Annotated in this window: 28 protein-coding genes; 10 read left to right on the top strand and 18 right to left on the bottom strand. The window is 37.0% G+C overall.

Annotated elements, in window-relative coordinates; translation table 11 throughout:
* On the top strand, positions 1-229 hold a 229-nt coding region (locus ASG38_RS17285), incomplete at its 5' end, for a T9SS type B sorting domain-containing protein (protein ID WP_157486213.1).
* A 129-nt stretch (positions 230-358) separates the two neighbouring features.
* On the opposite strand, the gene ASG38_RS17280 is transcribed toward ASG38_RS17285, so the two are convergent.
* Positions 359-1,552, bottom strand: a complete 1,194-nt coding sequence (locus ASG38_RS17280) for a pyridoxal phosphate-dependent aminotransferase (RefSeq protein WP_056073912.1) — start codon at positions 1,550-1,552, stop codon at positions 359-361.
* Between the two features lie 127 nt (positions 1,553-1,679).
* On the opposite strand from ASG38_RS17280, the gene ASG38_RS17275 reads away from it, so the two are divergent.
* Positions 1,680-3,005 carry a PDZ domain-containing protein gene (locus ASG38_RS17275; protein WP_056073911.1) on the top strand — a complete coding sequence of 442 codons (1,326 nt, stop codon included), beginning with the start codon at positions 1,680-1,682 and terminating at the stop codon, positions 3,003-3,005.
* A gap of 25 nt (positions 3,006-3,030) precedes the next feature.
* On the opposite strand, the gene ASG38_RS17270 is transcribed toward ASG38_RS17275, so the two are convergent.
* Positions 3,031-3,459 (bottom strand): DUF1573 domain-containing protein, encoded by a 429-nt coding sequence (locus ASG38_RS17270; RefSeq protein ID WP_056073909.1) that lies wholly within the window; start codon positions 3,457-3,459, stop codon positions 3,031-3,033.
* A 235-nt stretch (positions 3,460-3,694) separates the two neighbouring features.
* Here ASG38_RS17270 and ASG38_RS17265 point away from each other — a divergent pair, with 235 nt between their 5' ends.
* On the top strand, positions 3,695-6,376 hold the full coding sequence (locus tag ASG38_RS17265) for a valine--tRNA ligase (RefSeq protein ID WP_056073907.1): 2,682 nt from the start codon (positions 3,695-3,697) through the stop codon (positions 6,374-6,376).
* A gap of 67 nt (positions 6,377-6,443) precedes the next feature.
* On the opposite strand, the gene ASG38_RS17260 is transcribed toward ASG38_RS17265, so the two are convergent.
* The 7 genes from ASG38_RS17260 to rsfS form a co-directional block, all read right to left on the bottom strand.
* Complete coding sequence (locus tag ASG38_RS17260) at positions 6,444-7,229, bottom strand: superoxide dismutase (protein ID WP_082482261.1); 786 nt, start codon at positions 7,227-7,229, stop codon at positions 6,444-6,446.
* A 2-nt stretch (positions 7,230-7,231) separates the two neighbouring features.
* Positions 7,232-7,498 carry an acyl-CoA-binding protein gene (locus ASG38_RS17255; RefSeq protein WP_056073905.1) on the bottom strand — a complete coding sequence of 89 codons (267 nt, stop codon included), beginning with the start codon at positions 7,496-7,498 and terminating at the stop codon, positions 7,232-7,234.
* On the bottom strand, positions 7,498-8,157 hold the full coding sequence (locus tag ASG38_RS17250; RefSeq protein ID WP_056073904.1) for a phosphatidylserine decarboxylase family protein: 660 nt from the start codon (positions 8,155-8,157) through the stop codon (positions 7,498-7,500). Before ASG38_RS17250 ends, ASG38_RS17255 begins: the two co-directional genes overlap by 1 nt.
* Positions 8,150-8,953, bottom strand: a complete 804-nt coding sequence (locus ASG38_RS17245) for a phosphatidate cytidylyltransferase (protein ID WP_056073903.1) — start codon at positions 8,951-8,953, stop codon at positions 8,150-8,152. The genes ASG38_RS17250 and ASG38_RS17245 overlap by 8 nt, the downstream gene beginning before the upstream one ends.
* A 1-nt stretch (position 8,954) precedes the next feature.
* Positions 8,955-9,554, bottom strand: coding sequence for a lactate utilization protein B/C (locus ASG38_RS17240; protein WP_056073901.1), 600 nt, complete (start codon positions 9,552-9,554; stop codon positions 8,955-8,957).
* A gap of 111 nt (positions 9,555-9,665) precedes the next feature.
* Positions 9,666-11,606, bottom strand: coding sequence for an ATP-dependent zinc metalloprotease FtsH (ftsH, locus tag ASG38_RS17235; protein ID WP_056073900.1), 1,941 nt, complete (start codon positions 11,604-11,606; stop codon positions 9,666-9,668).
* Between the two features lie 15 nt (positions 11,607-11,621).
* Entirely contained in the window at positions 11,622-11,993 is a 372-nt protein-coding gene (rsfS, locus tag ASG38_RS17230; protein WP_056073898.1) for a ribosome silencing factor, read from the bottom strand.
* 94 nt (positions 11,994-12,087) lie between these two features.
* Here rsfS and ASG38_RS17225 point away from each other — a divergent pair, with 94 nt between their 5' ends.
* A complete protein-coding gene (locus ASG38_RS17225; protein ID WP_056073896.1) occupies positions 12,088-12,819 on the top strand; it encodes a biotin--[acetyl-CoA-carboxylase] ligase in 732 nt (243 codons plus the stop codon).
* Between the two features lie 50 nt (positions 12,820-12,869).
* Here ASG38_RS17225 and ASG38_RS17220 read toward each other — a convergent pair whose 3' ends face one another.
* Both ASG38_RS17220 and pyrE read right to left on the bottom strand, forming a co-directional pair.
* Positions 12,870-13,262 carry a hypothetical protein gene (locus ASG38_RS17220; protein ID WP_056073892.1) on the bottom strand — a complete coding sequence of 131 codons (393 nt, stop codon included), beginning with the start codon at positions 13,260-13,262 and terminating at the stop codon, positions 12,870-12,872.
* 16 nt (positions 13,263-13,278) lie between these two features.
* On the bottom strand, positions 13,279-13,944 hold the full coding sequence (gene pyrE, locus ASG38_RS17215; protein WP_056073890.1) for an orotate phosphoribosyltransferase: 666 nt from the start codon (positions 13,942-13,944) through the stop codon (positions 13,279-13,281).
* 7 nt (positions 13,945-13,951) lie between these two features.
* Here pyrE and ASG38_RS17210 point away from each other — a divergent pair, with 7 nt between their 5' ends.
* Positions 13,952-14,554, top strand: a complete 603-nt coding sequence (locus ASG38_RS17210; RefSeq protein ID WP_056073888.1) for an NUDIX hydrolase — start codon at positions 13,952-13,954, stop codon at positions 14,552-14,554.
* 11 nt (positions 14,555-14,565) lie between these two features.
* Here ASG38_RS17210 and ASG38_RS17205 read toward each other — a convergent pair whose 3' ends face one another.
* A complete protein-coding gene (locus tag ASG38_RS17205; RefSeq protein WP_056073916.1) occupies positions 14,566-16,302 on the bottom strand; it encodes a M14 family metallopeptidase in 1,737 nt (578 codons plus the stop codon).
* Between the two features lie 88 nt (positions 16,303-16,390).
* Between ASG38_RS17205 and ASG38_RS17200 the strand changes: the two genes are divergently transcribed.
* Complete coding sequence (locus ASG38_RS17200) at positions 16,391-17,722, top strand: DEAD/DEAH box helicase (RefSeq protein WP_056073887.1); 1,332 nt, start codon at positions 16,391-16,393, stop codon at positions 17,720-17,722.
* Positions 17,723-18,002: 280 nt separating this feature from the next.
* Here the strand turns inward: ASG38_RS17200 and ASG38_RS17195 are convergent, their stop codons facing one another.
* From ASG38_RS17195 to ASG38_RS17185, 3 genes are all read right to left on the bottom strand, one after another.
* Positions 18,003-18,569, bottom strand: a complete 567-nt coding sequence (locus tag ASG38_RS17195; protein ID WP_056073886.1) for an alkylphosphonate utilization protein — start codon at positions 18,567-18,569, stop codon at positions 18,003-18,005.
* Positions 18,570-18,999: 430 nt separating this feature from the next.
* Positions 19,000-19,458 (bottom strand): pantetheine-phosphate adenylyltransferase, encoded by a 459-nt coding sequence (gene coaD, locus ASG38_RS17190; protein ID WP_056073884.1) that lies wholly within the window; start codon positions 19,456-19,458, stop codon positions 19,000-19,002.
* Positions 19,446-20,432: a D-alanine--D-alanine ligase gene (locus ASG38_RS17185; RefSeq protein WP_056073882.1), complete on the bottom strand. Its 987-nt coding sequence runs from the start codon at positions 20,430-20,432 to the stop codon at positions 19,446-19,448. Before ASG38_RS17185 ends, coaD begins: the two co-directional genes overlap by 13 nt.
* A 173-nt stretch (positions 20,433-20,605) precedes the next feature.
* On the opposite strand from ASG38_RS17185, the gene ASG38_RS17180 reads away from it, so the two are divergent.
* The 4 genes from ASG38_RS17180 to ASG38_RS17165 all read left to right on the top strand — a co-directional run bounded on the left by ASG38_RS17180 (position 20,606) and on the right by ASG38_RS17165 (position 23,283).
* Positions 20,606-21,214 carry a PASTA domain-containing protein gene (locus ASG38_RS17180; RefSeq protein WP_056073880.1) on the top strand — a complete coding sequence of 203 codons (609 nt, stop codon included), beginning with the start codon at positions 20,606-20,608 and terminating at the stop codon, positions 21,212-21,214.
* Entirely contained in the window at positions 21,211-22,251 is a 1,041-nt protein-coding gene (locus ASG38_RS17175) for an RluA family pseudouridine synthase (RefSeq protein WP_056073878.1), read from the top strand. The genes ASG38_RS17180 and ASG38_RS17175 overlap by 4 nt, the downstream gene beginning before the upstream one ends.
* Positions 22,252-22,494: 243 nt before the next feature.
* Positions 22,495-22,923, top strand: a complete 429-nt coding sequence (locus ASG38_RS17170; RefSeq protein ID WP_056073875.1) for a DoxX family protein — start codon at positions 22,495-22,497, stop codon at positions 22,921-22,923.
* A gap of 168 nt (positions 22,924-23,091) precedes the next feature.
* Positions 23,092-23,283, top strand: coding sequence for a hypothetical protein (locus ASG38_RS17165; protein ID WP_056073874.1), 192 nt, complete (start codon positions 23,092-23,094; stop codon positions 23,281-23,283).
* Positions 23,284-23,358: 75 nt separating this feature from the next.
* On the opposite strand, the gene ASG38_RS17160 is transcribed toward ASG38_RS17165, so the two are convergent.
* From ASG38_RS17160 to ASG38_RS17150, 3 genes are all read right to left on the bottom strand, one after another.
* Complete coding sequence (locus ASG38_RS17160) at positions 23,359-23,898, bottom strand: DUF4199 domain-containing protein (protein WP_056073872.1); 540 nt, start codon at positions 23,896-23,898, stop codon at positions 23,359-23,361.
* 120 nt (positions 23,899-24,018) lie between these two features.
* Complete coding sequence (locus tag ASG38_RS17155) at positions 24,019-24,486, bottom strand: response regulator transcription factor (RefSeq protein WP_056073870.1); 468 nt, start codon at positions 24,484-24,486, stop codon at positions 24,019-24,021.
* A gap of 132 nt (positions 24,487-24,618) precedes the next feature.
* Complete coding sequence (locus ASG38_RS17150) at positions 24,619-25,035, bottom strand: OsmC family protein (protein ID WP_056073913.1); 417 nt, start codon at positions 25,033-25,035, stop codon at positions 24,619-24,621.
* Positions 25,036-25,053: the final 18 nt, after the last annotated feature.

Here is a 25,053-nt window from a genome sequence, read left to right as displayed (position 1 = left end):
CTACAACGACACCTGGAACATCATCGGGCTTGCGGACCAGCCTGAGGCCGCCATCTACATCTTTGACCGCTACGGCAAGCTTCTGAAGCAGATCAGCCCTGCGGGCAGCGGATGGGACGGAACGATGAACGGCAACCCGCTACCTTCTACCGACTACTGGTTCAAGGTGCTCTACAAGGAGAACAACGCGAGCAAGGAGTTCAAGGCTCACTTCTCGCTGAAGAGATAATAATTATAAAGGTTACTACTAAAAAAGGCTTCCAGATTTGGAAGCCTTTTTTAATTTGTAATATTTTAGGGATAATAGTAGGTACAAAAAAAGCTCCCGTTTCAGGAGCTTTCTTTTATTGTTTTATTCTTATTTATTATTGTATTTCTTTAATGCGTCTTCAAGAATTTCTACTGATCGAATCAGATCTTCTTTTTTAAGCACATAGGCAATTCGCACTTCATCTAATCCCACATTAGGTGTAGAATAGAATCCTGCAGCTGGAGCAACCATAATAGTTTCACCATTTAAATCGTAGGACTCCAATAACCATTGTGCGAAATCGTCTGCATTTTTTACAGGAAGTTTAGCAATGCAATAAAAAGCTCCTTTAGGAGTAGCAACTTTAACACCTTCTATTTTTTGTAATCCTGCAATAAGAGTATCACGTCTGTCTTTGTATTCTGTGATAACATCATCAAAATAACTTTGAGGAGTATCCAAAGCAGCTTCGCTGGCAATTTGTGCTAAAGTAGGTGGGCTTAAACGCGCTTGTGCAAATTTCATAGCAGTAGCCATTACTTCTTTGTTTTTAGAAACGATACATCCAATACGTGCTCCGCACATGCTATATCTTTTGGAAACAGAATCAATCATGATAGCATTTTCTTCTAAGCCAGGAACATTCATGATAGAAAAGTGTTCTTCGCCATCATAAATGAATTCTCTGTATACTTCGTCAGCAATCAGGAACAGGTCGTGTTTTTTTACAATTTCGGCAAGCTGTAGTATTTCTTCTTTTGAATATAAATATCCGGTTGGGTTTCCAGGATTGCAAATAAGGATTGCTTTTGTCTTTGGAGTGATTAACTTTTCAAAAGCAGCAATCGGAGGCAATGCGAAACCCTCATCAATTGTTGAAATTACAGGAACAACTGTAACTCCCGAAGCAGTTGAAAACCCATTGTAATTTGCATAGAATGGTTCAGGGATAATGATTTCATCGCCTTGATCCATTGTACTGCCCATAGCGAAAAGCAAAGCTTCAGATCCGCCTGTTGTTATAATTATATCAGCAGTATTGATAGGTAATCCGTGGGTTTGATAATATTGTGATAGCTTATTTCTGTAGCTTTCAAAACCTGCAGAATGGCTGTATTCTAAAACTGTAATATTGTTATTTTTTACTGCATTCAGAGCAACTTCCGGAGTTTTGATATCAGGTTGGCCAATGTTAAGATGATAGACTTTATGGCCTTTCTTTTTTGCTATTTCTGAATAGGGAACCAATTTTCGTATTGGTGATTCGGGCATGTGCTGTCCTTTAGTAGAAATTTTTGGCATGACTTATTGTTTTGTCTGCAAATTTGCGACTTTTTTTCAAGAAAATTAGAAAAAAAGTAGTCCAAAAGAACGTTAAAATGTTATCAATTCATTAAAATTTTCTACATTTAATATTAAAAAACTGCATATGAAATTAAGAATACTCGTTCTTTTTTTATTGGTTGTTTCCAGTTCGCTTTTTGCCCAGAAAGGTTTTCAATGGAATTCACATAAAGATAAGATTGAAATTCCTTTTCAGCATATTTACAACCTCATTATTATTCCTGTTGAGATTAATAATGTCAAACTAAATATGTTGCTAGATACCGGAGCTGATAATTCAATGATTTTTAGTCTTCCTGAAAATGATACTATACAATTTAAAAATTATAAAAAAGTAAAAGTTAGAGGTATAGGGTCGGAAGAAATCATTGAAGCCTTGCTTTCCGTTGATAATAAAATTAAAATATCTTCCTATGAGGATAATAAGTTTCCCATATTAATAGTACTTGATCAGGATGTAAATTTTTCATCGAGATTGGGTATTCCTGTCAATGGGGTTATAGGTTATTCGTTTTTTAAGGAGTATCCAATAGAAATTAATTATCAAAAAAAGATAGTGACGATTCACAGGAACAGAAAATTCCTTGGAAAGAAAAAATTTAAAAAGTATCTCAAACATCCTATAAAGGTTATAGACAAGCGACCTTATATTGATGTGGTTGCTAAGATTGAAGAAGATACGTTAGACTTGAAGCTTTTGATAGATATTGGCTTGGGTGATGGCTTATGGCTATTTCAAAATAAGAAAATAAGAGCAGGGAACAATTATTTTGAAGATATTTTAGGTAGCGGGCTTAATGGACTGATTATGGGAAAAAAATCAAGGGTCAAGACAGTAAGGATTGCAGATTTTACTTTAGATGAAGCTCTGGTTTCCTATCCTGAAGAAGTATATTTTCCTAAGATTGGAATTATAGAAGGGCGAAATGGTTCCGTTGGAGGCGAAATTTTGCATAGATTTAATGTTGTTTTAGATTATCAGGAACAATTTATATATCTGAAAAAAAATTCAAAATTTAAAAAGCCTTTCAATTACAACATGAGTGGTATTGTAGTACAGCATAAAGGAGTAGAATTTGTACAAGAAGCGATAAGACTTGAAACGAAATCCAATTATGGTGTGAAAGTAGATGGAGGGTTGGATAATTTTAATGATAACAATTTCAGATATAAATTTTCACTTAAACCGGTTTTTGAAATTGCCAGTGTTAGAACTGGTTCTCCTGCGGATCTTGCAGGCATACAGCCCGGAGATAAAATTGTTAGAATAAACAAAAAAAAGACCTATGGCTATACAATCCAGAAAATCAGTGATCTTTTACAATCGGAAGAAGGTAAATGGATTTATATAGATGTTGAAAGAGAATCAAAAATTATTGCCTTCAAGTTTCAGCTTAAGAAAATATTATAAAAAAAACCCGCAATTGCGGGTTTTTTTATGAACTTGGAAGTGTTTTCTTTTTCTCCATCAGATTAACTTCTTCTTTGACAATCACATTTCCTTTTATTCGTAAAGGAATAATACCGCTATCTTTATTCACAGCATTAGACTGTACGGTAATGGTCTTGCTTATAGGACCCGGATTCATGTTATATTGTACTTCAATCTTTCCTGTTTTTCCAGGCATGATTGGTTCTTGTGGTTTTGTAGGTACGGTACATCCGCAGGATGATTTTACATCGTTAATGATTAAAGGCGCATCACCAATGTTTTTAAATTCAAAAACTCTCAAGCCGTTGTCTTCACCTTTAGTGACAGTTCCATAATCTATTGTTTCTTCCTTAAACTCGATTTTTGGTCCGGTTTGTGCCATTGCTGAAACGGCAAACATCATAACTGCAAATAGACTTAGTATTTTTTTCATCATAAAAATTTTAGTTAGTGTTCAGTAAAATTACTTAGTTTTGATTAAAGTGCAAATTATTAAATCTTAATTTTTTATACTGCACATACTTAATTACTTTTGTGCCTTAATATTCGCAAATTTCATACCAAGCTTATTTTTTTGTTTTTAGTAGAGATTGAAAGCAAGAAAAACTTGACAATTACGGATTTTAATAAGCAGACAAAAACAAAATAGAAAAAACGAAGACGAAAAGATGACAATTCCAGCACAATTCGATGCCAAATCAGTAGAGCAAAAATGGTACAGCTACTGGATGGAAAATAATTATTTCCATTCAGAACCGGATCACAGAATACCTTATACTATTACAATACCGCCACCAAACGTCACAGGCGTACTACATATGGGACATATGTTGAATAATACTATACAAGATGTTCTGATTCGTCGTGCGCGCCTTAAAGGTTTCAATGCCTGCTGGGTTCCTGGTACAGATCACGCGTCGATTGCAACCGAAGCAAAAGTTGTGGCAAAATTAAAAGCGGAAGGAATCAATAAAAATGATTTATCCCGTGAAGAATTTTTGGAGCATGCCTGGGATTGGACTCATAAATATGGAGGTGTTATTCTCGATCAATTAAAGAAGCTGGGTGCTTCTTGTGATTGGGAAAGAACAAAGTTTACTATGGACCCGGATATGTCTGCTTCTGTAATCAGGTCTTTTGTTGATTTATACAACAAAGGTATGATTTATCGTGGCTATAGAATGGTCAATTGGGATCCGGAAGCAAAGACAACTTTGTCTGATGAAGAAGTAATCTTTGAAGAAAGACAAGGAAAATTGTATTTCCTGAAATATCAGATTGAAGGGAGTAATGATTTCCTGACTATTGCAACAACACGTCCGGAGACTATTTTTGGAGATACTGCTATCTGTATCAATCCGAATGATGAGCGTTTTACACACCTGAAAGGAAAAAAAGCAATTGTTCCGATAGCCGGAAGGGTAATTCCTATTATCGAAGATGAGTATGTTGATGTAGAATTTGGTACAGGATGTCTGAAAGTAACTCCTGCCCATGATATGAATGATAAGACTTTAGGGGATAAACATAACCTGGAAGTAATTGATATTTTCAATGAAGATGCAACGCTAAATTCTTTTGGATTACACTATGCCGGAAAAGACCGTTTTGTAGTTCGTGAAGAAATTGAAAAAGAATTGGAAGCTAATGGAAGTCTTGCAAAAACAGAAATCCATCTTAATAAAGTAGGAACTTCTGAAAGAACAAAGGCGGTAATTGAGCCTCGTTTGTCAGACCAGTGGTTCCTGAAAATGGATGAATTGGTGAAGCCTGCCATCAAAGCAGTTCTTGAAACTGAAGAAATCAAATTATATCCAAAACGTTTTGAAAATACCTACCGTCATTGGCTGGAAAATATCCGCGATTGGAATATTTCCCGTCAGCTTTGGTGGGGACACAGAATTCCTGCTTATTATGGTCCAAAAGAATTGCAAGGTGATATTATAGCTAATGGCTTTCATTGTGTTGTTTCAGAAACTAGAGATGAGGCAGAAAGGCTTTTTATAGAATACTATACTAACAAGGGGTATTCTATAGAACAGGCAAAAAGAGCATCTAAAGAATTTGTACATCAAGATGCAGATGCTTTAGATACATGGTTTTCAGCCTGGTTATGGCCAATGTCTGTTTTTGGCGGTATTATGGAACCTGAAAACAAAGATTTTAAATATTATTATCCAACAAACGACTTGGTTACAGGTCCGGATATCCTTTTTTTCTGGGTAGCCAGGATGATTATTGCCGGATATGAATATACCGGTGAAAAACCTTTTACCAATGTTTACCTGACAGGTTTGGTTCGTGATAAACAACGTCGTAAGATGTCGAAATCATTAGGTAATTCTCCGGATCCGCTGGATTTGATTGATAATTTTAGTGCAGATGGTGTTCGTGTTGGGTTGCTATTAAGTGCATCTGCCGGAAATGATATCCTGTTTGATGAAGAAATGTGCAATCAGGGTAAGGCGTTTACCAATAAAGTATGGAATGCTTTCCGTCTGATAAAAGGATGGGAGGTAAGCGATACTATACCGCAGCCGGAATCGTCAAAAGTGGCTATTGAATGGTTTGAAGCAAAATTGCAGCAGACTTTGGTAGAAATTGAAGACCATTTTGAAAAATACAGAATTTCAGATGCCTTAATGGCTATCTATAAATTGGTTTGGGATGATTTCTGCTCGTGGTTCCTTGAAATGATTAAGCCGGCTTATCAGTCACCAATTGACAGAAAAACATTGACCAAGGCAATTGAGATGTTGGAAAGCAATTTAAAGTTACTGCATCCGTTCATGCCGTTCCTGACGGAAGAAATTTGGCAACATATTACGGAAAGGACTCCTGAACAGGCCTTAATCATTTCGACCTGGCCGGAATCAAAATCATTTGATGCCAAATTGATTACAGACTTTGATTTTGCAGCAGAAGTTATTTCCGGAATAAGAACTATCAGAAAAGAGAAGAATATTCCTTTCAAAGATGCCATCGAATTGAAAGCTATCAACAATGATAATTCTTCTACGTATTTTGATGCGGTAATTACAAAATTAGGCAACATAAGTTCTTTGGAATATGTTTCTGAAGCTGTAACAGGCGCTTTGACCTTCCGTGCAAAATCCAACGAGTATTTTGTGCCTATCAGCGGTTCTGTTGATGTGGAAGAAGAAATAGCAAAGCTTACTGAAGAATTGAAATATACACAAGGATTCTTAAAATCAGTTCAGGCGAAATTGTCTAACGAGAAATTTGTGAACAACGCTCCTGAAAAAGTATTGGAAATTGAGCGAAAGAAAGAAGCTGATGCTTTGGCCAAGATTGCTACTATTGAGCAAAGTCTTGCCAGCTTAAAATAATATGCAATAGTATATCAAATAAAAAAGCCCCAAATTATTGGGGCTTTTTTATTATTATATGAATTTGTTATGCTTTAGGAGCAGAAGCAGCTTTTGCAGCTTCGTATTTTTTAGCAACAGCATCCCAGTTAATCAGGTTGAAAAAGGCAGTGATATAATCTGGTCTTTTGTTTTGATATTTTAAGTAGTAAGCATGTTCCCAAACATCCAAACCTAGGATTGGAGTACCGGAAACTGACATGTTTGGCATCAATGGGTTGTCTTGGTTTGGTGTGCTGCCAATAACAAGTTTGCCTGTTTTGTCAACTACTAACCATGCCCATCCTGAGCCAAATTGTTTTGTAGCCGCTTCGGTCAACTGTGTCTTGAAGTTTTCAAAAGAACCAAGGTCTTTGTTGATTGCTTCTGCAAGAGCACCAGTAGGCTCGCCGCCTTTCTTAGGTCCCATGATTTCCCAGTAAAGGTTGTGGTTGTAGTATCCTCCGGCATTATTGCGTACCGCTTTATTTTCTAAATCCAATTTAGACAGGATTTCCTCAATGGTTTGTTTTTCCAATGCTGTTCCGGCAATAGCCTTGTTCAGATTGTTTACATATCCAACGTGGTGTTTTGAATAGTGAATTTCAACGGTTTTAGCATCAATATGCGGCTCTAAAGCATCATAGGCATAAGGAAGTTTCATCATTTTAAAAGCTCCCGGTTCTGCTGCTACATCGTCAGGATTGCCCATAGGTGCTTTCTCTTCAGTTACTGGCAATGGTACTTCTACTTCTTCTAATTTTTTTTCTTTATTGCAAGATTGCAATACGAAAGCCAATACCAGGCTCGAAAGAAATAATTGCGTTTTTTTCATAATTATTTTTTAATAAGTGAATGAATTGTTTCTATATAAAGTCGTTTTGCTTCGTCGCTGGACAGGTGACTAATCTGTATCCAGGCGTTTGTTTTGAAAGCATCCCTTAAATCTACACTGGTAACCCTTTTTGATTTAGCAGTGCCCTGGGTTGCCTGTTTGTAATAGGCATAAATGCGTAGCATGACATCCTGTGGTAAAGGTTCTGTCATATTTGATGCCAGTTCATAGGCTTCTTCAAACAGAGTATCTAAATCTTTTTCCGACATTAAGACTTTGTTGCGATTACGGTTATTCCTCCAACTGCTTTTTGATTCAGTTTTACGTTAATTTCAGTACCGATAGGAAGATACAAATCTACTCTTGACCCGAATTTTATAAATCCGGCATCTTCTCCCTGGATTACCTGCATTCCTTCTTTGGCATAATTAACAATTCTTCTTGCTAAAGCTCCGGCAATCTGACGGTATAATATTTCTCCGAAAGTAGTATTCTCAATAACTACTGTCGTTCTTTCATTTTCCTCGCTTGCTTTCGGATGCCAGGCCACAAGATATTTGCCAGGGTGATATTTGCTGTATTTTATTACTCCATTCATGGCATATCGGGTAACGTGCACATTAATTGGAGACATGAAAATGGAAACCATGAGTCTTTTATCTTTAAAATACTCGCCTTCATAAACTTCTTCAATCACGACAACTTTTCCGTCAACCGGAGCAATTATCTGATTATCGTTTATCTGGGTATATCTTTTTGGATTTCTAAAGAACTGTAGCACTAATATAAGAAATAATAACGAGATAACCTGAATGGTTTTTAAAACCCAGAAATTAGGAATCAGCGAATCAGTCAGCAAAACTATTGCTACGACTACTGCACAGGTAATAAGAATAATTTTTGCTCCTTCTTTGTGAAACTTAAACATAATCTAAAATTTGATAAAACAAAAAAATGAATGGTGATACAAATATAATACTATCTAGCCGATCTAGGATGCCCCCATGTCCCGGCATAATTTTGCCGCTATCTTTAACTCCGGCAATTCTCTTGAATTTAGATTCGACCAAATCTCCAATGGTACCAAAAATTCCGGCAATCAGGGCAAAGATAATCCATAGGATTACCGGCTGATTGATGAAATAAATAGCGATAAGAATACTGGCGATTATTGTAAAGACTAATCCTCCCAGAAAGCCTTCTATGGTTTTTTTAGGTGATATTTTTTCGTAAAGTTTTCTTTTTCCAATAGATTTTCCAACAATGTAAGCAAAGGTATCATTGGTCCAAATCAGAATAAATATACCAATCAGGATTTTTGGATTGAATATTGTTCCTTCATACGGAATTTTGGTCAGGATAATAACAGGAAGTATGATATAGCCAATCAGATAAACATATTTTGATTGCCTGTCTACTTTCTGTCTTTTCTCGCTGAACAGGAATAGGATGAGCCTGACGGAAACAAAAAGTGCTGCTCCTGTCAGTAGCCAGTCATTGGTCTTGTTAAAGGTGTTGAAATACGCAAACAGGGCATAGGCTCCAATGGCAAGCAATATGGGAATCGGTTTCTGCAGGTTTACCAAATCACAGAATTCGGCGGTACATACAGCCAGAAACATTCCAAAAAGCAGAAGAAAGCTGTCATGGGAATAGAGAGTGGCCCCAATCAGTAGAAGTATGTAGACCAGTCCGGATAGTGATCTCGTTAGGGTTTCGCGCATTTTAAAGATCTTCTAAAAGCAGAAGATAGAGATTTTTGGCTACGCTTCCGTATTGGAGAAAATCCTCGTCTTTTGCTTTTTCGAAATATTTTATTGTGGTAATATTGGTAGGATAATCCTTTTCGTATTTTCTTTTGATTTCACGAAGCCCATCACTTTTGCTGCCCAGGATTTGACTTGTTGTAGCAAGAATAACAATATTGCCAGGCAATTCGTTAGGTTTGTATTGTTTGATTTGGTTGGATGAAAACAAAACGGAACCTTCGTCAGCAATCAGATTTTCGCAACTGGCTAAAAGAAATCTCGGATTTGTAGGTTTGGTATAGGAAAGCTTGTTTTCTTCAAGCAGACTGAAAAGTTTTGGTTCAAAACAGAGTGCTTCTGATTCAAACCAATCGTTTTCTTCAAGGATGTGCTCAAAATGGTCTTTTGCTTCCTCAAGATTTTCGCAATACAAGAATTTGCCTCCGTTCTTTTTAAAGTTCAGGGTAAATAATTCATCCGCCGGAATTACAGTTTCGGGATTGAATGGACTTAAGTTGCCATCTTTATCGTCATCAGAGGATTCGCTGGCGCCAAAAAGTTTTTTAAACAGACTCATAAATTGGCCAAATTCTTTGTTTGCAATTTCAAAACAATCAAAGATAAAAAAATCTTAATTCAAAACTGCTTTCGAATTAAGATTTTTGTAAAAATTCTTAAAAAGTGAAATTTATTCTTCGAAGACTTCTTCAACTGCTTCACCAAAAGCACGTTTGCCGAAAATTGTCTCAAGGTCATCTTTGAAAATTACTTCTTTTTCTATCAGAATATCGGCCAATTGGTTCAATTTATCCTTGTTTTCTTCAAGAATTTTGATTGCTCTCTGGTATTGACCTTCGATTAAGTCTGAAATTTCCTTGTCGATAATCTTTGCGGTGTCTTCAGAATAGGGTTTTGAGAAGTTGTATTCGCTTTGTCCTGATGAATCATAATACGTAACGTTTCCTAACTTATCATTCAAACCATAAACCGTAATCATTGCTCTGGCTTGTTTTGTGACTTTTTCAAGATCGCTCAATGCACCTGTAGAGATTCGGTTGAAAGTTACTTTTTCTGCCGCACGTCCACCCATTGTAGCACACATTTCGTCCAGCATCTGGTCTGTCCTTACAATCTGTCTTTCCTCCGGAAGATACCAGGCAGCACCTAAGCTTTGTCCTCTAGGAACAATGGTTACTTTGATTAGTGGTGCAGCGTGTTCTAACATCCAGCTTACTGTTGCGTGACCGGCTTCGTGGATAGCGATAGCTCGTTTTTCTTCCGGTGTGATAATCTTGTTTTTCTTTTCAAGACCTCCAATAATTCTATCAACCGCATCCAGGAAATCCTGTTTGTCAACGGCTTTTTTATCTTTTCTGGCTGCAATAAGGGCTGCTTCGTTACATACATTGGCAATGTCAGCTCCTGAAAATCCTGGAGTCTGTTTTGCAAGGAAGTCAGTATCAAGACCTTCTACTTTTTTCAAAGGACCCAAATGCACTTCAAAAATTTCCTTACGTTCTCTGATGTCCGGCAGGTCTACATAAATCTGCCTGTCAAAACGACCGGCTCTCATTAATGCCTTGTCTAATACATCGGCACGGTTCGTCGCTGCTAAAACAATTACGTTGGTATTTGTGCCAAAACCGTCCATTTCAGTAAGCAACTGGTTTAATGTATTCTCACGTTCATCGTTTGAGCCTGAAATATTATTTTTCCCTCTTGCACGCCCAACAGCATCAATCTCGTCAATGAATATGATGGCAGGAGATTTTTCTTTTGCCTGTTTGAATAAGTCTCTTACACGGGAAGCACCCACACCCACAAACATTTCAACGAAATCAGAACCTGAAAGCGAAAAGAACGGCACTTTTGCTTCACCGGCAACTGCTTTTGCCAATAAGGTTTTTCCAGTTCCCGGAGGGCCTACCAAAAGCGCTCCTTTAGGGATTTTTCCTCCCAGATTAGTATACTTTTCAGGGTTTTTCAGGAACTCAACGATTTCCTGTACTTCTTCTTTTGCTCCTTCAAGTCCGGCAACATCTTTGAATGTTACTTTTACGTCGGTCTTTTCATCAAATAATTTTGCTTTGGATTTTCCGATATTGAAAATTTGTCCGCCACCTCCAGCAGCGCCACCACCTGACATTCTTCTCATAATGAAAAGCCAGATTCCAACAATAATCAAGATTGGCAATAAAGCGATAAAGATTTCGCTCCAGTTGCTTTTTGGCAAAAAGTTATAGTCTTTTAGCTTTCCTTCCTGCTGTGCTGTTTCCAGTTTCTTTTGGAAAAGCTCATCATTTCCAATATTGTCAAGGATATAATGAGGGCCGGGATTTGGCTTGTCAAAAATATCTTTGGTTACTTTTTTATTAGCCGGATCTGCTAGCCCTTCCTTGTTTAGGAAAATTTCAGCCTCGTTCTTGTTATATACAACAACTTTTTCAATCTGGCCTTTTTCAAGCAGTTTGTTAAAGTCAGAAGCTGACGCCTTACTGGTTTCTCCCCAACTTGAGCCTCCGGAAGCCCAATTCAGAATAAAGAAAAACAAGATCAAGCCGCCATAAATCCACCATGGGCTTAACCTGAATTTTTTCGGGTTAGGATTTGTATTGTTATCTTTAGCCATTGCTGTCTTTTCTTTTTAGTATTTGTTTTGGATTGTAGTGATTTTAGCATCACCCCACAAACTCTCGATGTTGTAGTACTCGCGGATGTGTTTTTGGAAAACATGAACAACAATATTCACATAATCCATCAACACCCATTCGCCGTTTTCAGTACCTTCAACATGCCAGGGTTTGTCTTTTAATTCTTTTGAAACTGTTTTTTGGACAGAGTTAACTATGGAGTTAACCTGAGTATTTGAAGTACCGTTGCAGATTACAAAATAATCACAAACGGTGTTGTCTATTGCTCTTAAATCTAAAATATCAATGTCATTGCCTTTTACTTCTTCAATCCCTTTGATGATGTGGGCTAACAGATCGTCATTGCTTATATTTTTTTTCGCCATTTAAAATTTTTATGTTTTCGCAAAGTTATCATTTTTTGTCGTTATTTTTGAACCTTAACATAAGATTAAAAACGATAAACTTCAATTATTTTTTATGAACATCATCAAACTCGATGCCATTAACTCTACCAACGATTATCTCAAGGGATTATTGCAGCAGCAATTCGTGGAAAATTTCACTATTGTTACTGCTGAAAACCAGACAGAAGGTAAAGGGCAAATGGGATCGAAATGGAATGTTGAATCGGGTAAAAACCTGACTTTTAGTATTTTGGTTAAAGATTTGTTGCTGGAAGTGAATCAGATTTTTCATTTGAATGTGGCAACTGCAGTGAGTATTATTGAAGCTTTATCTTTTTTAGAAATTAAGGATTTGGCGATAAAATGGCCAAACGACATTTTGGCAGAAGGTAAAAAGATAGGTGGCATATTGATTGAGAACAGTATCAAAAGCAATGGCGAAATCTTTTCAATTATTGGTATTGGGCTTAATGTCAACCAAAGAGATTTTGAAAATCTTCCAAAAGCTTCTTCCTTGTCCCTTTTGCTGGGCAGGGAACTTGATAAGGAAGCCATTTTGATTCCGATTATTGAATGCCTGATACGAAATGTTTCCTTAATACTGAATAAAAATACACAATCTATATGGGAAAAATACCATGCCTGTCTTTACAAAAAAGGAATCCCAATGCCTTTTGAAAACATAAAGGGTAACAAATTCATGGGAATCATCAATGGTGTTGACCAATCCGGTAAACTTCATCTGACCTTGGAAGATGATTTTGTGAAATCTTATGAAATAAAGGAAATCAGAATGTTATATTAAAAATAAAAAGCCTTTCAAACGAAAGGCTTTTTTATATCTGTTTTTGCTATTTACAGCTTGTGCATGTTTCCGGATAAGGTTTCGATGAATTTGCTGATAGGCCCTTTGACCATCATGGCCATCATGGCATTAAATTCGCCTTCAAAAAATAGCTGTACATCGCTTGAATCGTCAGAAACAGGAGTGATGTTTGCCGTAAGTGAAAAAGGAAGTTTGTCACTTGCAGCTCCTAAAACCACTTTAGTAGGGGCCACTTTATCCTTCATCTTTAATTTGATTTCAGGCATTCCCTTTAATCCAAAAATAAAAGAATCTTCGCCTGTAACTTCAAATTTTGCAATGTTATCCGGCATTAATTTTTCAAAATTCTTTACGTCTGTCAATTGGTCAAACATATATTGAGCTGATTTTTGGACGCTCGTTTTCGGACTTTCTAAATTCATGTTGCTGCGATTAATGTTATTTTACAGAAGCATTGTCATTTTCAACACTCCAGGTCGAAGGACTTTTGCTCCAGATTTTTAATGTTTCTTGCTCTTCTTCTGTGATGTATTTTTTAGCTACTGCCAATTCCAGAAGATTTTCATAATTGCTCAGGGTGAACAGGTCGATGTTTGCTTTTTTGAAGTTTTCAACAGAAACATCAAATCCATAAGTAAAAATGGCTGCCATTCCTTTTACGTTAGCTCCGGCTTCCCTTAATGCTTCAACGGCCAGAAGGCTGCTGTTTCCTGTACTAATCAGGTCTTCAATGACAACAACATTTTGCCCTTTTTGCAAAAAGCCTTCAATCTGGTTTTGTCTTCCATGCTTTTTTGGCTCCGGACGTACATAAACAAACGGAAGCCCCATATATTCTGCAACAAGCATCCCAATACCGATAGCTCCGGTAGCCACACCGGCAATCACATCAGGTTTTCCGAACTGTTTTTCCAGGTTTTTGGAAAATTCTTCGCGGATGTAATTTCTGATTGGTGGAAATGAGAGTGTTATCCTATTATCACAGTAAATGGGAGATTTCCATCCGGAAGCCCATGTAAAAGGATTTTTAGGATTCAATTTAATTGCATTTATTTGTAAAAGCAATTCGGCTGTTTTTTGGGCGGTGTCTTTATTAAAAATCATACTACAAATGTATAAAGTTTTTGTCAACGATAAACCACTTTTTTTAACTAATGAGATAGTTAAAGAAACCGATTTTCAATTTTTTCTTTTGGAAAGTGTTGATATTCATCAGCTTATAGTGAAAATATTTCAAAATAAAATTCAAAAGGCTTATCTGTATCATCCTGACGAAAAGGAAATTATGAAAAAGCTGAAAGAAAAGATTCCGGTGAATAAGGCCGGGGGCGGATTGGTTTATAATAAAAAAGGCGAGGTGCTTTTTATCTTCAGAAACGGGAAATGGGATTTGCCTAAAGGTGGTATAGAAAAAGGAGAGGAGATTGAAAATACGGCAATCCGTGAAGTTAGTGAAGAAACAGGCGTGTCCGGTTTGTCGATAACAAAAAAACTTCAAAAAACGTATCATGTTTTTATTCGCAATGGAAGGTATAAGCTAAAGATTACCCATTGGTTTGAAATGAAAACTAATTTTGAAGGAACTCCCAAACCTCAGGAAGAAGAAGGAATAGAAAAAGTGGCCTGGCTCAATCCCGAGCAGATTCAGGAAGCGTTAAAAAACTCTTACGAAAATATCAAGCTGTTATTTGAAACAGAAAAGCTCCAGAAATAGGAGCTTTTTTATTACTGTTTAATTGGTGCCATTACCCTGAAAACCGGGTATTCCATATGTGTTTTTTCATAGTAATCGGAATGGCGGTAAATCCAGTCCAATTGGGCTTCGCCTGAATCGGCAAATTTTGAGTCCTCTGATTTTTTCTTTTCGAATTCGGCTTTCATTTCCGGATTTTTATCCAGTAATTGTTTGGCAAGGTCTTCAAAGACATAAGCTGAAAAATATTCTTTCTGTTGTAATAACGAATCGAAAAAATTCCATGCAAAATAAGAGTCATTACCTTGCGGCTCTAAAGTTTCCAACAGATATTTTACACCCGGTTGCCGCGTCTGTATTAAAAAGTCCCCTTTTTTAAACATTACTTTTTTCTTGGTAGGAATGACGGAAACGGAATGGTGCGGATAATGGCCTTCGTAGACAGAGGAACTGGTTTTGAAATCTTTAATTCGATAGCTTTCTACTTCAAGTTCAACAGCTTTTTCAAGAGGTGACATTTCAATATTGTTGATTTTTAGAAGCTCGATAATAGGCCACCATGATTTTGGAACGACATACGCTTCTGGAATAATTATTTCTAACGAAGGTTTGTATTCCTTATGATAGGGGATGTTTTTGCTGAAAGGTTTGGAACGGTCATAAAAAAGCCTCGGTTTGCCCGAAATTTCGCTTGGCTTGTAAGCTCCTTCATAACCTAAAAACGGGATACTTGAAACCTTGTCCGTGTCCAGTGTCCATAGCAGCGTATATTTTTGCCCCGGAAGGTAATTCAGCAGGTTTTCTTTTCGCAGTTTCTTGATTTTTGCATGATTCTTATCAGCATATTCAATTGTAGAAGCCATATAGTCATAGGTTACTTTTACTCTTGAAGCATAATCTTTCAGCATATGGGTTTCGGGCATTGAGCCAATGGTGTTGAACATGGATGCAAAACCGGTTGAATATCTTGGATAATCCATCATCGCATCAAAACCGCCATCAGGTTTCTGGTCGTGAATGTTTACATACGGTACCGATTCTGTTTTTTTCTTTTTTAAGTCGGATAATAAAGAGGGCAACATGTCAGTATTCCAAAATTTCCCAAGATTACCACCCAGTTTTTGATAATGCGTGGCAATGTAAGTGAACGTATATTGGTAATCCGCACCATTACTGACATGATTGTCGATAAAGACATCAGGATTGGCAAGATGGAAAATCTGGGCAAAACTTCTGGCATTGCGGGTGTCAGACTTCACAAAATCGCGGTTCAGGTCATAATTTCTTGCATTTCCTCTGAAACCATAACTTTCCGGGCCGTTTTGGTTGGCTCTCGAAAAAGAGTTGCGGTTCAAAGCGCCGCCAATATTATAGATAGGAATAGCAACTATGGCCAAATGTTTTGGAATTTTGATTTTTCCTAAAGCCAAATCTCTAAAGAGCATCATTGTGGCGTCTATCCCGTCGGGTTCACCCGGATGGATACCGTTATTGATTAAAAGGACGGCCTTGTCTTTTTGGATTTTTTCAAAATCAAACTCCTTGTCACTATTATAGGTTATGATATGTAGCGGCTCGCCCGAATCGGTAAGTCCCATTTCCTGCATGGAAATCGTTTCGAAATTTTTGTCTAAAAGCTGGAAATAGGCGATTGTTTCTTCATAAGTAGCAGTCTGATTTCCATTTCCATTTTCATAAGGAGTCAGGAAATCTGTATTTTGAGCGTTGGCCATAATCGAAAGTAAGAAAATTGGAAGAAGATATTTCATAGGTTGATTTGAAAATATCAAAATTACGAATTTGTGTCGGTCGTAATTCATAATTCGTAATTCATCATTAAAAAATTACCTTTGCAGCATGAACAATCACCATTCCAACAATCTGCTCTTGAATTTAGGCATTGAAAGCCTGAATGAAATGCAGCTCGCGGCGCAAGAAGCCATTTTAGAGAATAATTCGGTTTTATTATTATCGCCAACAGGTTCAGGGAAGACCCTGGCTTTTTTATTGCCTGTTTTTGAAACCTTACAGCCTGAAATTCTTTCTGTGCAATGCCTGATTATTGTGCCATCTAGGGAACTAGGGTTACAGATTGAACAGGTTTGGAAAAAAATGGGTACAGGCTATAAGGTCAATACCTGTTATGGTGGTCATTCAATGGAAACGGAAATTAAAAATCTGAGTAATCCGCCGGTCGTTCTGATTGGAACACCCGGAAGAATTGCCGACCATATTGACAGGGAAACATTCAGGACAGATAAGATACGTACTGTAGTTTTAGATGAATTTGACAAGTCGTTGCAATTTGGATTCCATGAGGAGATGTCTTTTATTTTGTCCCGTTTGCCAAAAGTGGACAAACGTATTCTGGTTTCTGCCACTTCTGATATTGAAATTCCCAAATATACAAGGGTGGTGAATCCTGAAATTTTGGATTTTACTTCCGATAATGAAGAAAAAAGCAATCTTTCTATAAAAACCGTCATTTCTGAAGAAAAAGACAAAATCAATACTTTATTCCGACTGATTTGTTCTTTAGGTTCTGAATCGGCATTAATCTTCTGTAACCATCGCGATGCCGCTGAACGAATTAGTGATTTACTGAATGCGAGAGGAATTTATTCGACTTATTATCACGGAAGAATGGACCAGGAGGAGCGGGAGCGCGCCTTAATTCAGTTCAGGAATGGAAGTGTGAGCTATCTGGTTACGACAGATTTGGCTGCCAGAGGATTGGATATTCCGGAAATGAAACATGTTATCCATTATCATCTCCCAATGAAAGAAGATGAGTTTACACATCGAAATGGGCGTACGGCAAGGATGACGGCTTCCGGAACAGCTTATGTAATTGTGCATGAAAGCGAAAAGAAGCTGGATTATATTGATTACAACCAGGAAGTTTTTGATATTGCGAATACTGTTTCTTTGCCGGAGCCTCCGGTATTTCAGACATTATATATTTCCGGAGGGAAGAAGAATAAATTGAACAAGATTGATATTGTCGGGTTCTTTTCGCAGAAAGGAAAATTGGAAAAAGGTGATTTGGGTCTGATTGAAGTGAAAGATTTTGTTTCTTTCGCAGCGGTCAAATCAAAAAAGATAAAAGAACTTCTTAAAAATATCAAAGATGAAAAGATGAAAGGAAAGAAGTTTAAGATTGAAATCGCCAGGCAAGTGATTAAATAGTTGATAGTTGGTAGTGGATAATGGATAGTTGGGATTTCAGATTTCAGATTTCGGATTTCAGATTTCAGATTTCAGATTTCAGATTTCAGATTTCAGATTTCGGATTTCGGATTTCGGATTTCGGATTTCGGATTTCGGATTTCGGATTAAGAAGGTTAAGCATCTTGTCAGCTTCTCTAAAATCAAAAACCCAAAATTCCATCTTCTTCACATATTGTGTAATAATAACAATTTGTCAGTCAGTTCGCTTTCTAAAATCTAAAATCCGAAATCCTAAAAGCTATATCTTCTTTACATATTGTGTAATAATAACAATAGTCTGTCCATCCACTTTTCCTTCAATATATTCTGCATTTTCGTGGTCAAGACGAATGTTTCGGACTGCGGTTCCCTGTTTGGCAACCATGCTGGAACCTTTTACTTTCAGGTCTTTAATCAAAACAACAGAATCTCCGGTTTGTAAGGTTACACCGTTACTGTCTTTATGTACAATTTTAGTATCGTCATCGTCACCTTCTCCGGTTGCTTTTGCCCAGGCTAAATCTTCTTCTTCCAGATACATTTGTTCCAACAGGTCCTGTTTTCCCAAACGGCTCAACATTCTCCATGACACAACCTGAACAGGCAGGTGCTCGCTCCACATGCTTTCATTAAGACATCTCCAAAGATTAGGGTCTGTTTTTTCAGGGTTTTCTATCTGCTCAATGCAAGTTGCACTGGCAAGTATACTCTCTTCGATGCCTCCTTTTCGGGTTGGAAGTATTTGGTATACTTTTAAATTTTCTGTTGCTCCGGAAAGTTCGCACTTCCCGCCACTACGTTTCATCAAATCTCGTTCTAAACTCATTTTTAATGGATTTTATTTTTGGCGAAAGTACAGTTAATTAAAATGAATTTGAAATATATCACGAATTAAAATGATTTTAATTGTTAAAATCTATGGAAATCCGTTAATCTGTAGCAAAAAATAATAAGACGTAGATTAATCTGTGATAATCTCTTTAATCAACGGCTAAAAAAGGGTTATGTTTTGCCGCAGATTAAGATGATTAAAGAGATTCAGAGTCCAATAAATCTGTGAGAATCTGCATAATCAGCGGGAAAAAGAGTTGTTTAAAGTCTGAATGATGATTAAAATGAATCAAAAATCCGTGAAAATCGGCGTAAATCCACTTAATCCGCGTTAAAATCTAACAAGAATATGATTAAGAACTCCATAGAGTCCAATAAAATCTGTGAGAATCTGAGAAATCAGCGGCAAAAAATCAGTGATTTTTTTATTTTACTCTAACAGAATCCGGAACTAATAATTCGTATTCTCCTCCGTTTCGGATAACATCTCTTACAATGCTTGAGCTGATATAAGAAGTATTGGCGGCTGTAAGTAAAAATACAGTCTCTATTTTTGAAAGCTTACGGTTCGTATGTGCAATCGCTTTCTCAAATTCAAAATCGGCCGGATTTCTTAAGCCTCTTAAAATGAATTTTGCATTTACTTTTTTACAAAAATCAATTGTCAGACCTTCATAGGTAGTAACAGAAACAGAAGGATGGTTTTCAAAACATTCCTCTATGAAGCGTTTTCTTTCGTCTAAAGAAAACATATATTTTTTATCAGCATTGACGCCAATTGCCACGATTATCTTGTCAAAAAGCGGAATACTTCTTTTGATGATGTCATAGTGCCCCAAAGTTATAGGGTCAAACGAACCCGGAAATACGGCTATTTTCTCCATAATAGTTTTCTTTTTAAGGCCAGTTCAATTTCATTGTCCAAAAGGTCCGAAAAGGCAATTTTAGCATAGGCGGCCTGTTGTGGGAAGATGCTTTGCCCGGATAATCCCGGATTGGTGTTCATTTCAATAAAATAAGGTATTCCGTCCATTACAATAAAATCGGTTCTGGAAAAACCGGACATACCAAGAGCCTCATACACTTTTGCGGCCGTTTCCCTTACCTTTTGTTCTACTTCTGCGGATAGTCTTGCGGGTGTAATCTCGTCAGATTTGCCTAAATATTTGGCTTCGTAATCGAAGAAGTCGTTATGAGGAACAATTTCGGTTAAACCTAAAACTTTTGTTTCTCCTTTGTAATTGAGTACGCCAACAGATACTTCGGTACCTTTTAAATAGGATTCTATTAATATGTCGCTGTCTTCTGCAAAAGCAAAATCCAGGGCCTTGTCAAATTCAGATAAGTCATTTACTTTGGAAACCCCAAGACTGCTTCCGGATTGGTTTGGTTTTACAAAAAATGGCAAGCCAAGTTCGGTTTTTATTTCTTCTGCATTAATCGCACCGCCTTTGGAAAGGTAAATAGATTTTGCTTTTGGGATATTAAATTTTGAAAGTACGGATAAGGTATCTCTTTTATTGAATGTCAGTGCTGACTGGTAAAAATTGCATCCGGAATACGGAATTTCCAAAAGTTCCCAATATGCCTGCATATGCCCGTCTTCGCCAGGAGTTCCGTGAATTGTATTGACGATGGCATCAAATTTTGTCTTTATTCCATTTTGGGTAAACGTAAAGTCAGATTTATCAATCGGAAATTTTTCTTCTCCTATTATTACGTTCCATCCATCCAATAAAATATGAACTTCAAACGTTTTGTATTTATTCTTGTCGAGATTATTAAGGATTAGCTGACCACTACGGAGCGATATTACTGATTCATCAGAATATCCACCCATTACAACGGCTATGTTCATATAAGATTTTGGATTTAAAGATTGCAGATTTTAGACAGTTTAACATCAAAAGTTTAGTCTGCAGACTGGAAACCGCCATCTGCTAACTGCCGAAACCTCTCACAAAAATATCACTAATTATTGAAACTAAAAACCTTTAGTATTTTTATATCTTTGCACGAAATGTAATTTTTATGACTTTAAGACAATATCTTACCAGCAAATCTTTTTTCAAGCAGCTTTTACTGGCTTTTGGGATTGTAATAGTATTGGTTTTTTTACTATTGCAATGGCTTAGCTATGCTACTGACCATGGCAACGAAATCACGGTTCCGGATTTGAGAAAACTGACAGAGCAGCAAGTTGAAGAAAAGCTGGATGAGCTTAATTTAGAGTATGTTTTGCTGGATACGGTGGATTATAATAAAGATTTTCCAAAATATACAGTCGTTCAGCAGGACCCGCTTCCAGGCTCGAAAGTAAAAGATGGCAGAAAAATTTATATCAAAGTAAATTCAGCGGATTTCGGAATGGTAACCATGCCGGATTTGATTGAAAAAACATTGCGTCAGACAGAGTCGTCTCTTATAGCATTAGGTCTTGAAGTGGGTAAAAAGACATACAAGCCTTATCTGGGAAAAGATATGGTTTTGGAAATGTATGCTGACGGCAAGAAATTAAAAGTTGGAGACAAAGTGAAAAAAGCATCCAAAATTGATTTGGTTTTGGGTGATGGAAAAGTAGGATTTGAAGAGTCTGAAACGGATACGATTAAAAATACAGATACAGAAACGGCAGAATGATAGACAATCCGATTGCAGACGAGGCGTTAGATGACGAATTGTTTGAGCATTACAGATTTGAGGCAGCCAAAGGGCAGTCACCTTTGCGTGTAGATAAGTTTTTGATGAATCTTGTTGAAAATGCAACAAGAAATAAAATACAGCAGGCCGCTACGGCAGGGAATATCTATGTTAATGATGTTCCGGTAAAATCGAATTACAAAGTAAAAGCTTTTGATGTTGTAAGGGTTCTGTTATCACATCCGCCTTTTGAGAATCTTATCCTGCCCGAGAATATCCCGCTTGATATTGTTTATGAAGACGAGGCGCTGATAGTAATCAACAAACCTGCAGGACTGGTTGTTCATCCGGGTCATGGAAATTATACCGGGACTTTAGTGAATGCTTTGGCGTATCATTTTGAGAATTTACCATTGAACAGCAGTGAGCGTCCGGGATTGGTTCACAGGATTGATAAGGATACTTCTGGGCTTTTGGTTGTTGCCAAAACCGACCAGGCTATGGCTTTTCTGGCCAAACAGTTTGAGGAAAAAACTTCAGAAAGAGAGTATGTTGCTCTGGTTTGGGGAAATATAGCAGAGGATGAAGGTACGGTTACCGGAGATATCGCGAGACATGCCAAAGACAGAATGCAGATGGCTGTAGTTCCGGATGGAGAAGGAAAACATGCGGTAACACATTATAAGGTTTTGGAACGTTTTGGATACGTGACTTTGGTTTCCTGTAAGCTGGAAACGGGAAGAACGCATCAGATTCGTGTCCATATGAAACACATAGGGCATACACTTTTCAATGATGAACGTTATGGTGGTAATCTGATATTAAAAGGAACTACATTTACAAAATACAAGCAGTTTATTGATAACTGTTTTAAAATATTGCCAAGACAGGCACTGCATGCAAAAACATTAGGCTTTATGCACCCAACGACAAAAGAGTTTATGAGTTTTGACACAGAACTTCCGGAGGACATGAAAGAATGTATTGCAAAATGGCGGGTTTATTCTAACTCACATACAGTCGAAGAAGAAGATTAAAAGAAAGCAACGTTTTAGCGTTGCTTTTTTATTTCTGATAATACATTCTCTTACGGACTTTGCGGCTCTGCGTCTTTGCGTGAAAATATTGCTCGCAAAGACGCAGAGCCGCAAAGTATATGTAGGCTTGTCAGAAACTATTTTTAGTAAACAGCTTTGGTAATCCATAAAATTAATCTTAAAAAGATGATTTATGTGCTTAAATATTAGTAATTTAGATAGGTAATTCTAAATTATCTCGTCATGGAAACGATAAAAATTAAAAAGCTGAACAAATGGGCCAATTCCCATACTTCTTATCCAATTGACATTTTAAGGATTGCTTTGGGGGTATTCCTGTTTTTAAAGGGAGTAACATTTATCAAAGAAAGCCACAGGCTTATTGATTTACTTGCTCCATTGGGAAATTTTGATGGGGGTATGTTTATTTATCATTATGTAGTTGCTGCCCATATTATGGGAGGTATTATGATTGTATTCGGACTCCTGACGCGATGGTCTATATGGGCACAGCTGCCTATTTTAATTGGTGCGGTATTGATTAATTTTGCCGGACCAATGGTCGTTACGAATCTGATAGTATCGCTCATAACACTTATTGTCTGCGTATTTTTCCTCATGTACGGTAGCGGAAAGCACTCGTTGGATTACTATTTTAAGATGCAGAAATAAAGAAATAATAAACTAAATTTAAGAAAAGAGCAGTCAATAAGGCTGTTCTTTTCTTGTTAAATAGATTATTTAATCATCACTTAAGTTAAAATTAGCATTGGGGGAGATAAAATGTTGTATCTTGTAGATGTGAAAAGCACAGACCACTAACCTTGAAATTGCTATATAATGGAAACGAAAATTACTTTTGGAACGGAGCAAAGAAACCTTTTCCAAAAACCGAGCTTTACTGAAGAGCTAATCAGTAAGAAGGAGGAACTTAAAAAGAAGATGAAGGACAAGAATTTGCAATTAAGGAATCTCTTAAAAACGAATTTTGAGCTTTTGAAAAGCAACGACATCAATATGATGCTGTTTTAGCTATATATATGACGAAAAGAAAACCCTTAGATGAGATGAGAAAAAAGAATCCCTGCTTTTGGCAGGGATTCTTTTTTATGCAGTGGTATAATTTTCCGGTTTCTGATTCCGCTTTAAGATTAATGCGCTAATCAGGGTAACAATCAATCCGATGGGAAGCACTTCTGCATAGGTCAGAATTACGACCAGAATTGGATTTTTATACCATTCCTTATACATTTCCATTTCGTTGGTCTGGGCCTGGATTTCAGCTACGGTGGCACCGCTTTCAGCTGCCTGTTTGAGAATATGAGCTGTATATTTTTCCATAAAATCCGGAATAAAGAAATAATATTCAACGAGCCATACGGCTACATATGCTGTTGAGGCTATCAGTGTAATAAGCAATCCAATTTTAAAAGCCTTACCAAAAGTAATGATTCCTGAATTATGTTTGTCACGATAGCTTTTGATACCCACAAATACAAAAGAAAAAGCAAGCAGCATTCCCAGATAACCAAGAACCATACTTCCTTTGAAATTTGGGTCGTTGTAGCACAATGCCGAAGAAATTACCATCATTGCCGTGACGATAAATCCGGCAATTAGTCCGTTAATCAAAATCGTTTTTTTCATCTTTTTTAATTTTTAGTTGATTTTCAATGATGCAAAATTGAATTTTTTTGGAGGGGTAAAAGTCATACTTAAGGATGATTTTGCTCCGGAGCAGCCTGTTTGCAACTAAAGTATGACTTTTTAAGGAATCAATTTCAGGCGTTTTGCTTTTTCGACGGCCTGTGTTCTGCGATTGACGTCAAGTTTCTCAAAAAGCTTTGAGGAGTGTGATTTGATGGTGGGTAATGAAACAAAAAGCTGTGATGCAATTTCCTGATTGCTGCAACCTTGAGCAATCAGTTCCAGGACTTCCATTTCGCGTTTGCTCAGGTTTAATTTTTCAAGCTGATTTCTGTCCTGTATAAATTCAGCATCGCTGACATAGATTTCTTTTTCGATTATTATAGTTTCCTTTTTGGGTTTCGTTAGTTTTAAGGCCAGCCATATTCCAAGAGCAGTGAATACAATAGCAATCAAACCAATGTAAATTTCCAGCGTATGGTTAATGACCATAAACCGGAATTCCAGCCATTTCATCAAGAACAGCAATAGGGCTAGGGAGATGCCATATAGCATTGTGGATTTATATTTCTGTAAAAATTTCTGCATGGATGATTTTTATATCCAAAGATAAAAAATGTATCCTTAAAAAGACTTTCATAATTTCTATGTCAGGAAATGAAAAAATAAAAACCGCTTCTTTTTTGGAAGCGGTTCAAAGTTAACAGTTGTCTTTATTGTTTATGTTAATTTCGCATTCAGAATGATTTCTGCATTGAGTAGTTGCGATACCGGACAGTTTTCTTTTGCATTTTTGGCTGCCTCCTGAAACTGCTCTTCCGAAATATTCCTTACCGTTGCTGTAAGGTCTAAAGTTATGGTGGTTATCTTTCCGTCTTCAAACGTCACTTTGGCAACTGTGTCTAAATTTTCAGGTGTAAATCCTAGTTCCGATAATACAAAACTAAGTTTCATGGTGAAACAGCCCGCATGAGCTGCTCCAATCAGTTCTTCAGGATTGGTGCCAACTCCATCAGCAAAACGGGTTTTGAATGATAATTGTGCTTTATCCAGGGTAGTGCTTTGCGTGGAAATGGTTCCTTTTCCTTCCATTCCTGTTCCTTGCCAATTGGCACTGGCATTTCGGGTAAATTTCATGTGTGTTATTTTAGGTTG

Origin of the sequence: Flavobacterium sp. Leaf359 (assembly GCF_001423985.1) — a bacterium.
In the GTDB taxonomy this organism is placed as follows: Bacteria; Bacteroidota; Bacteroidia; order Flavobacteriales; family Flavobacteriaceae; genus Flavobacterium; species Flavobacterium lindanitolerans.
The sequence above is the reverse complement of the archived record's forward strand: the minus strand, read 5'-3'. Positions and strand labels throughout refer to the sequence as shown.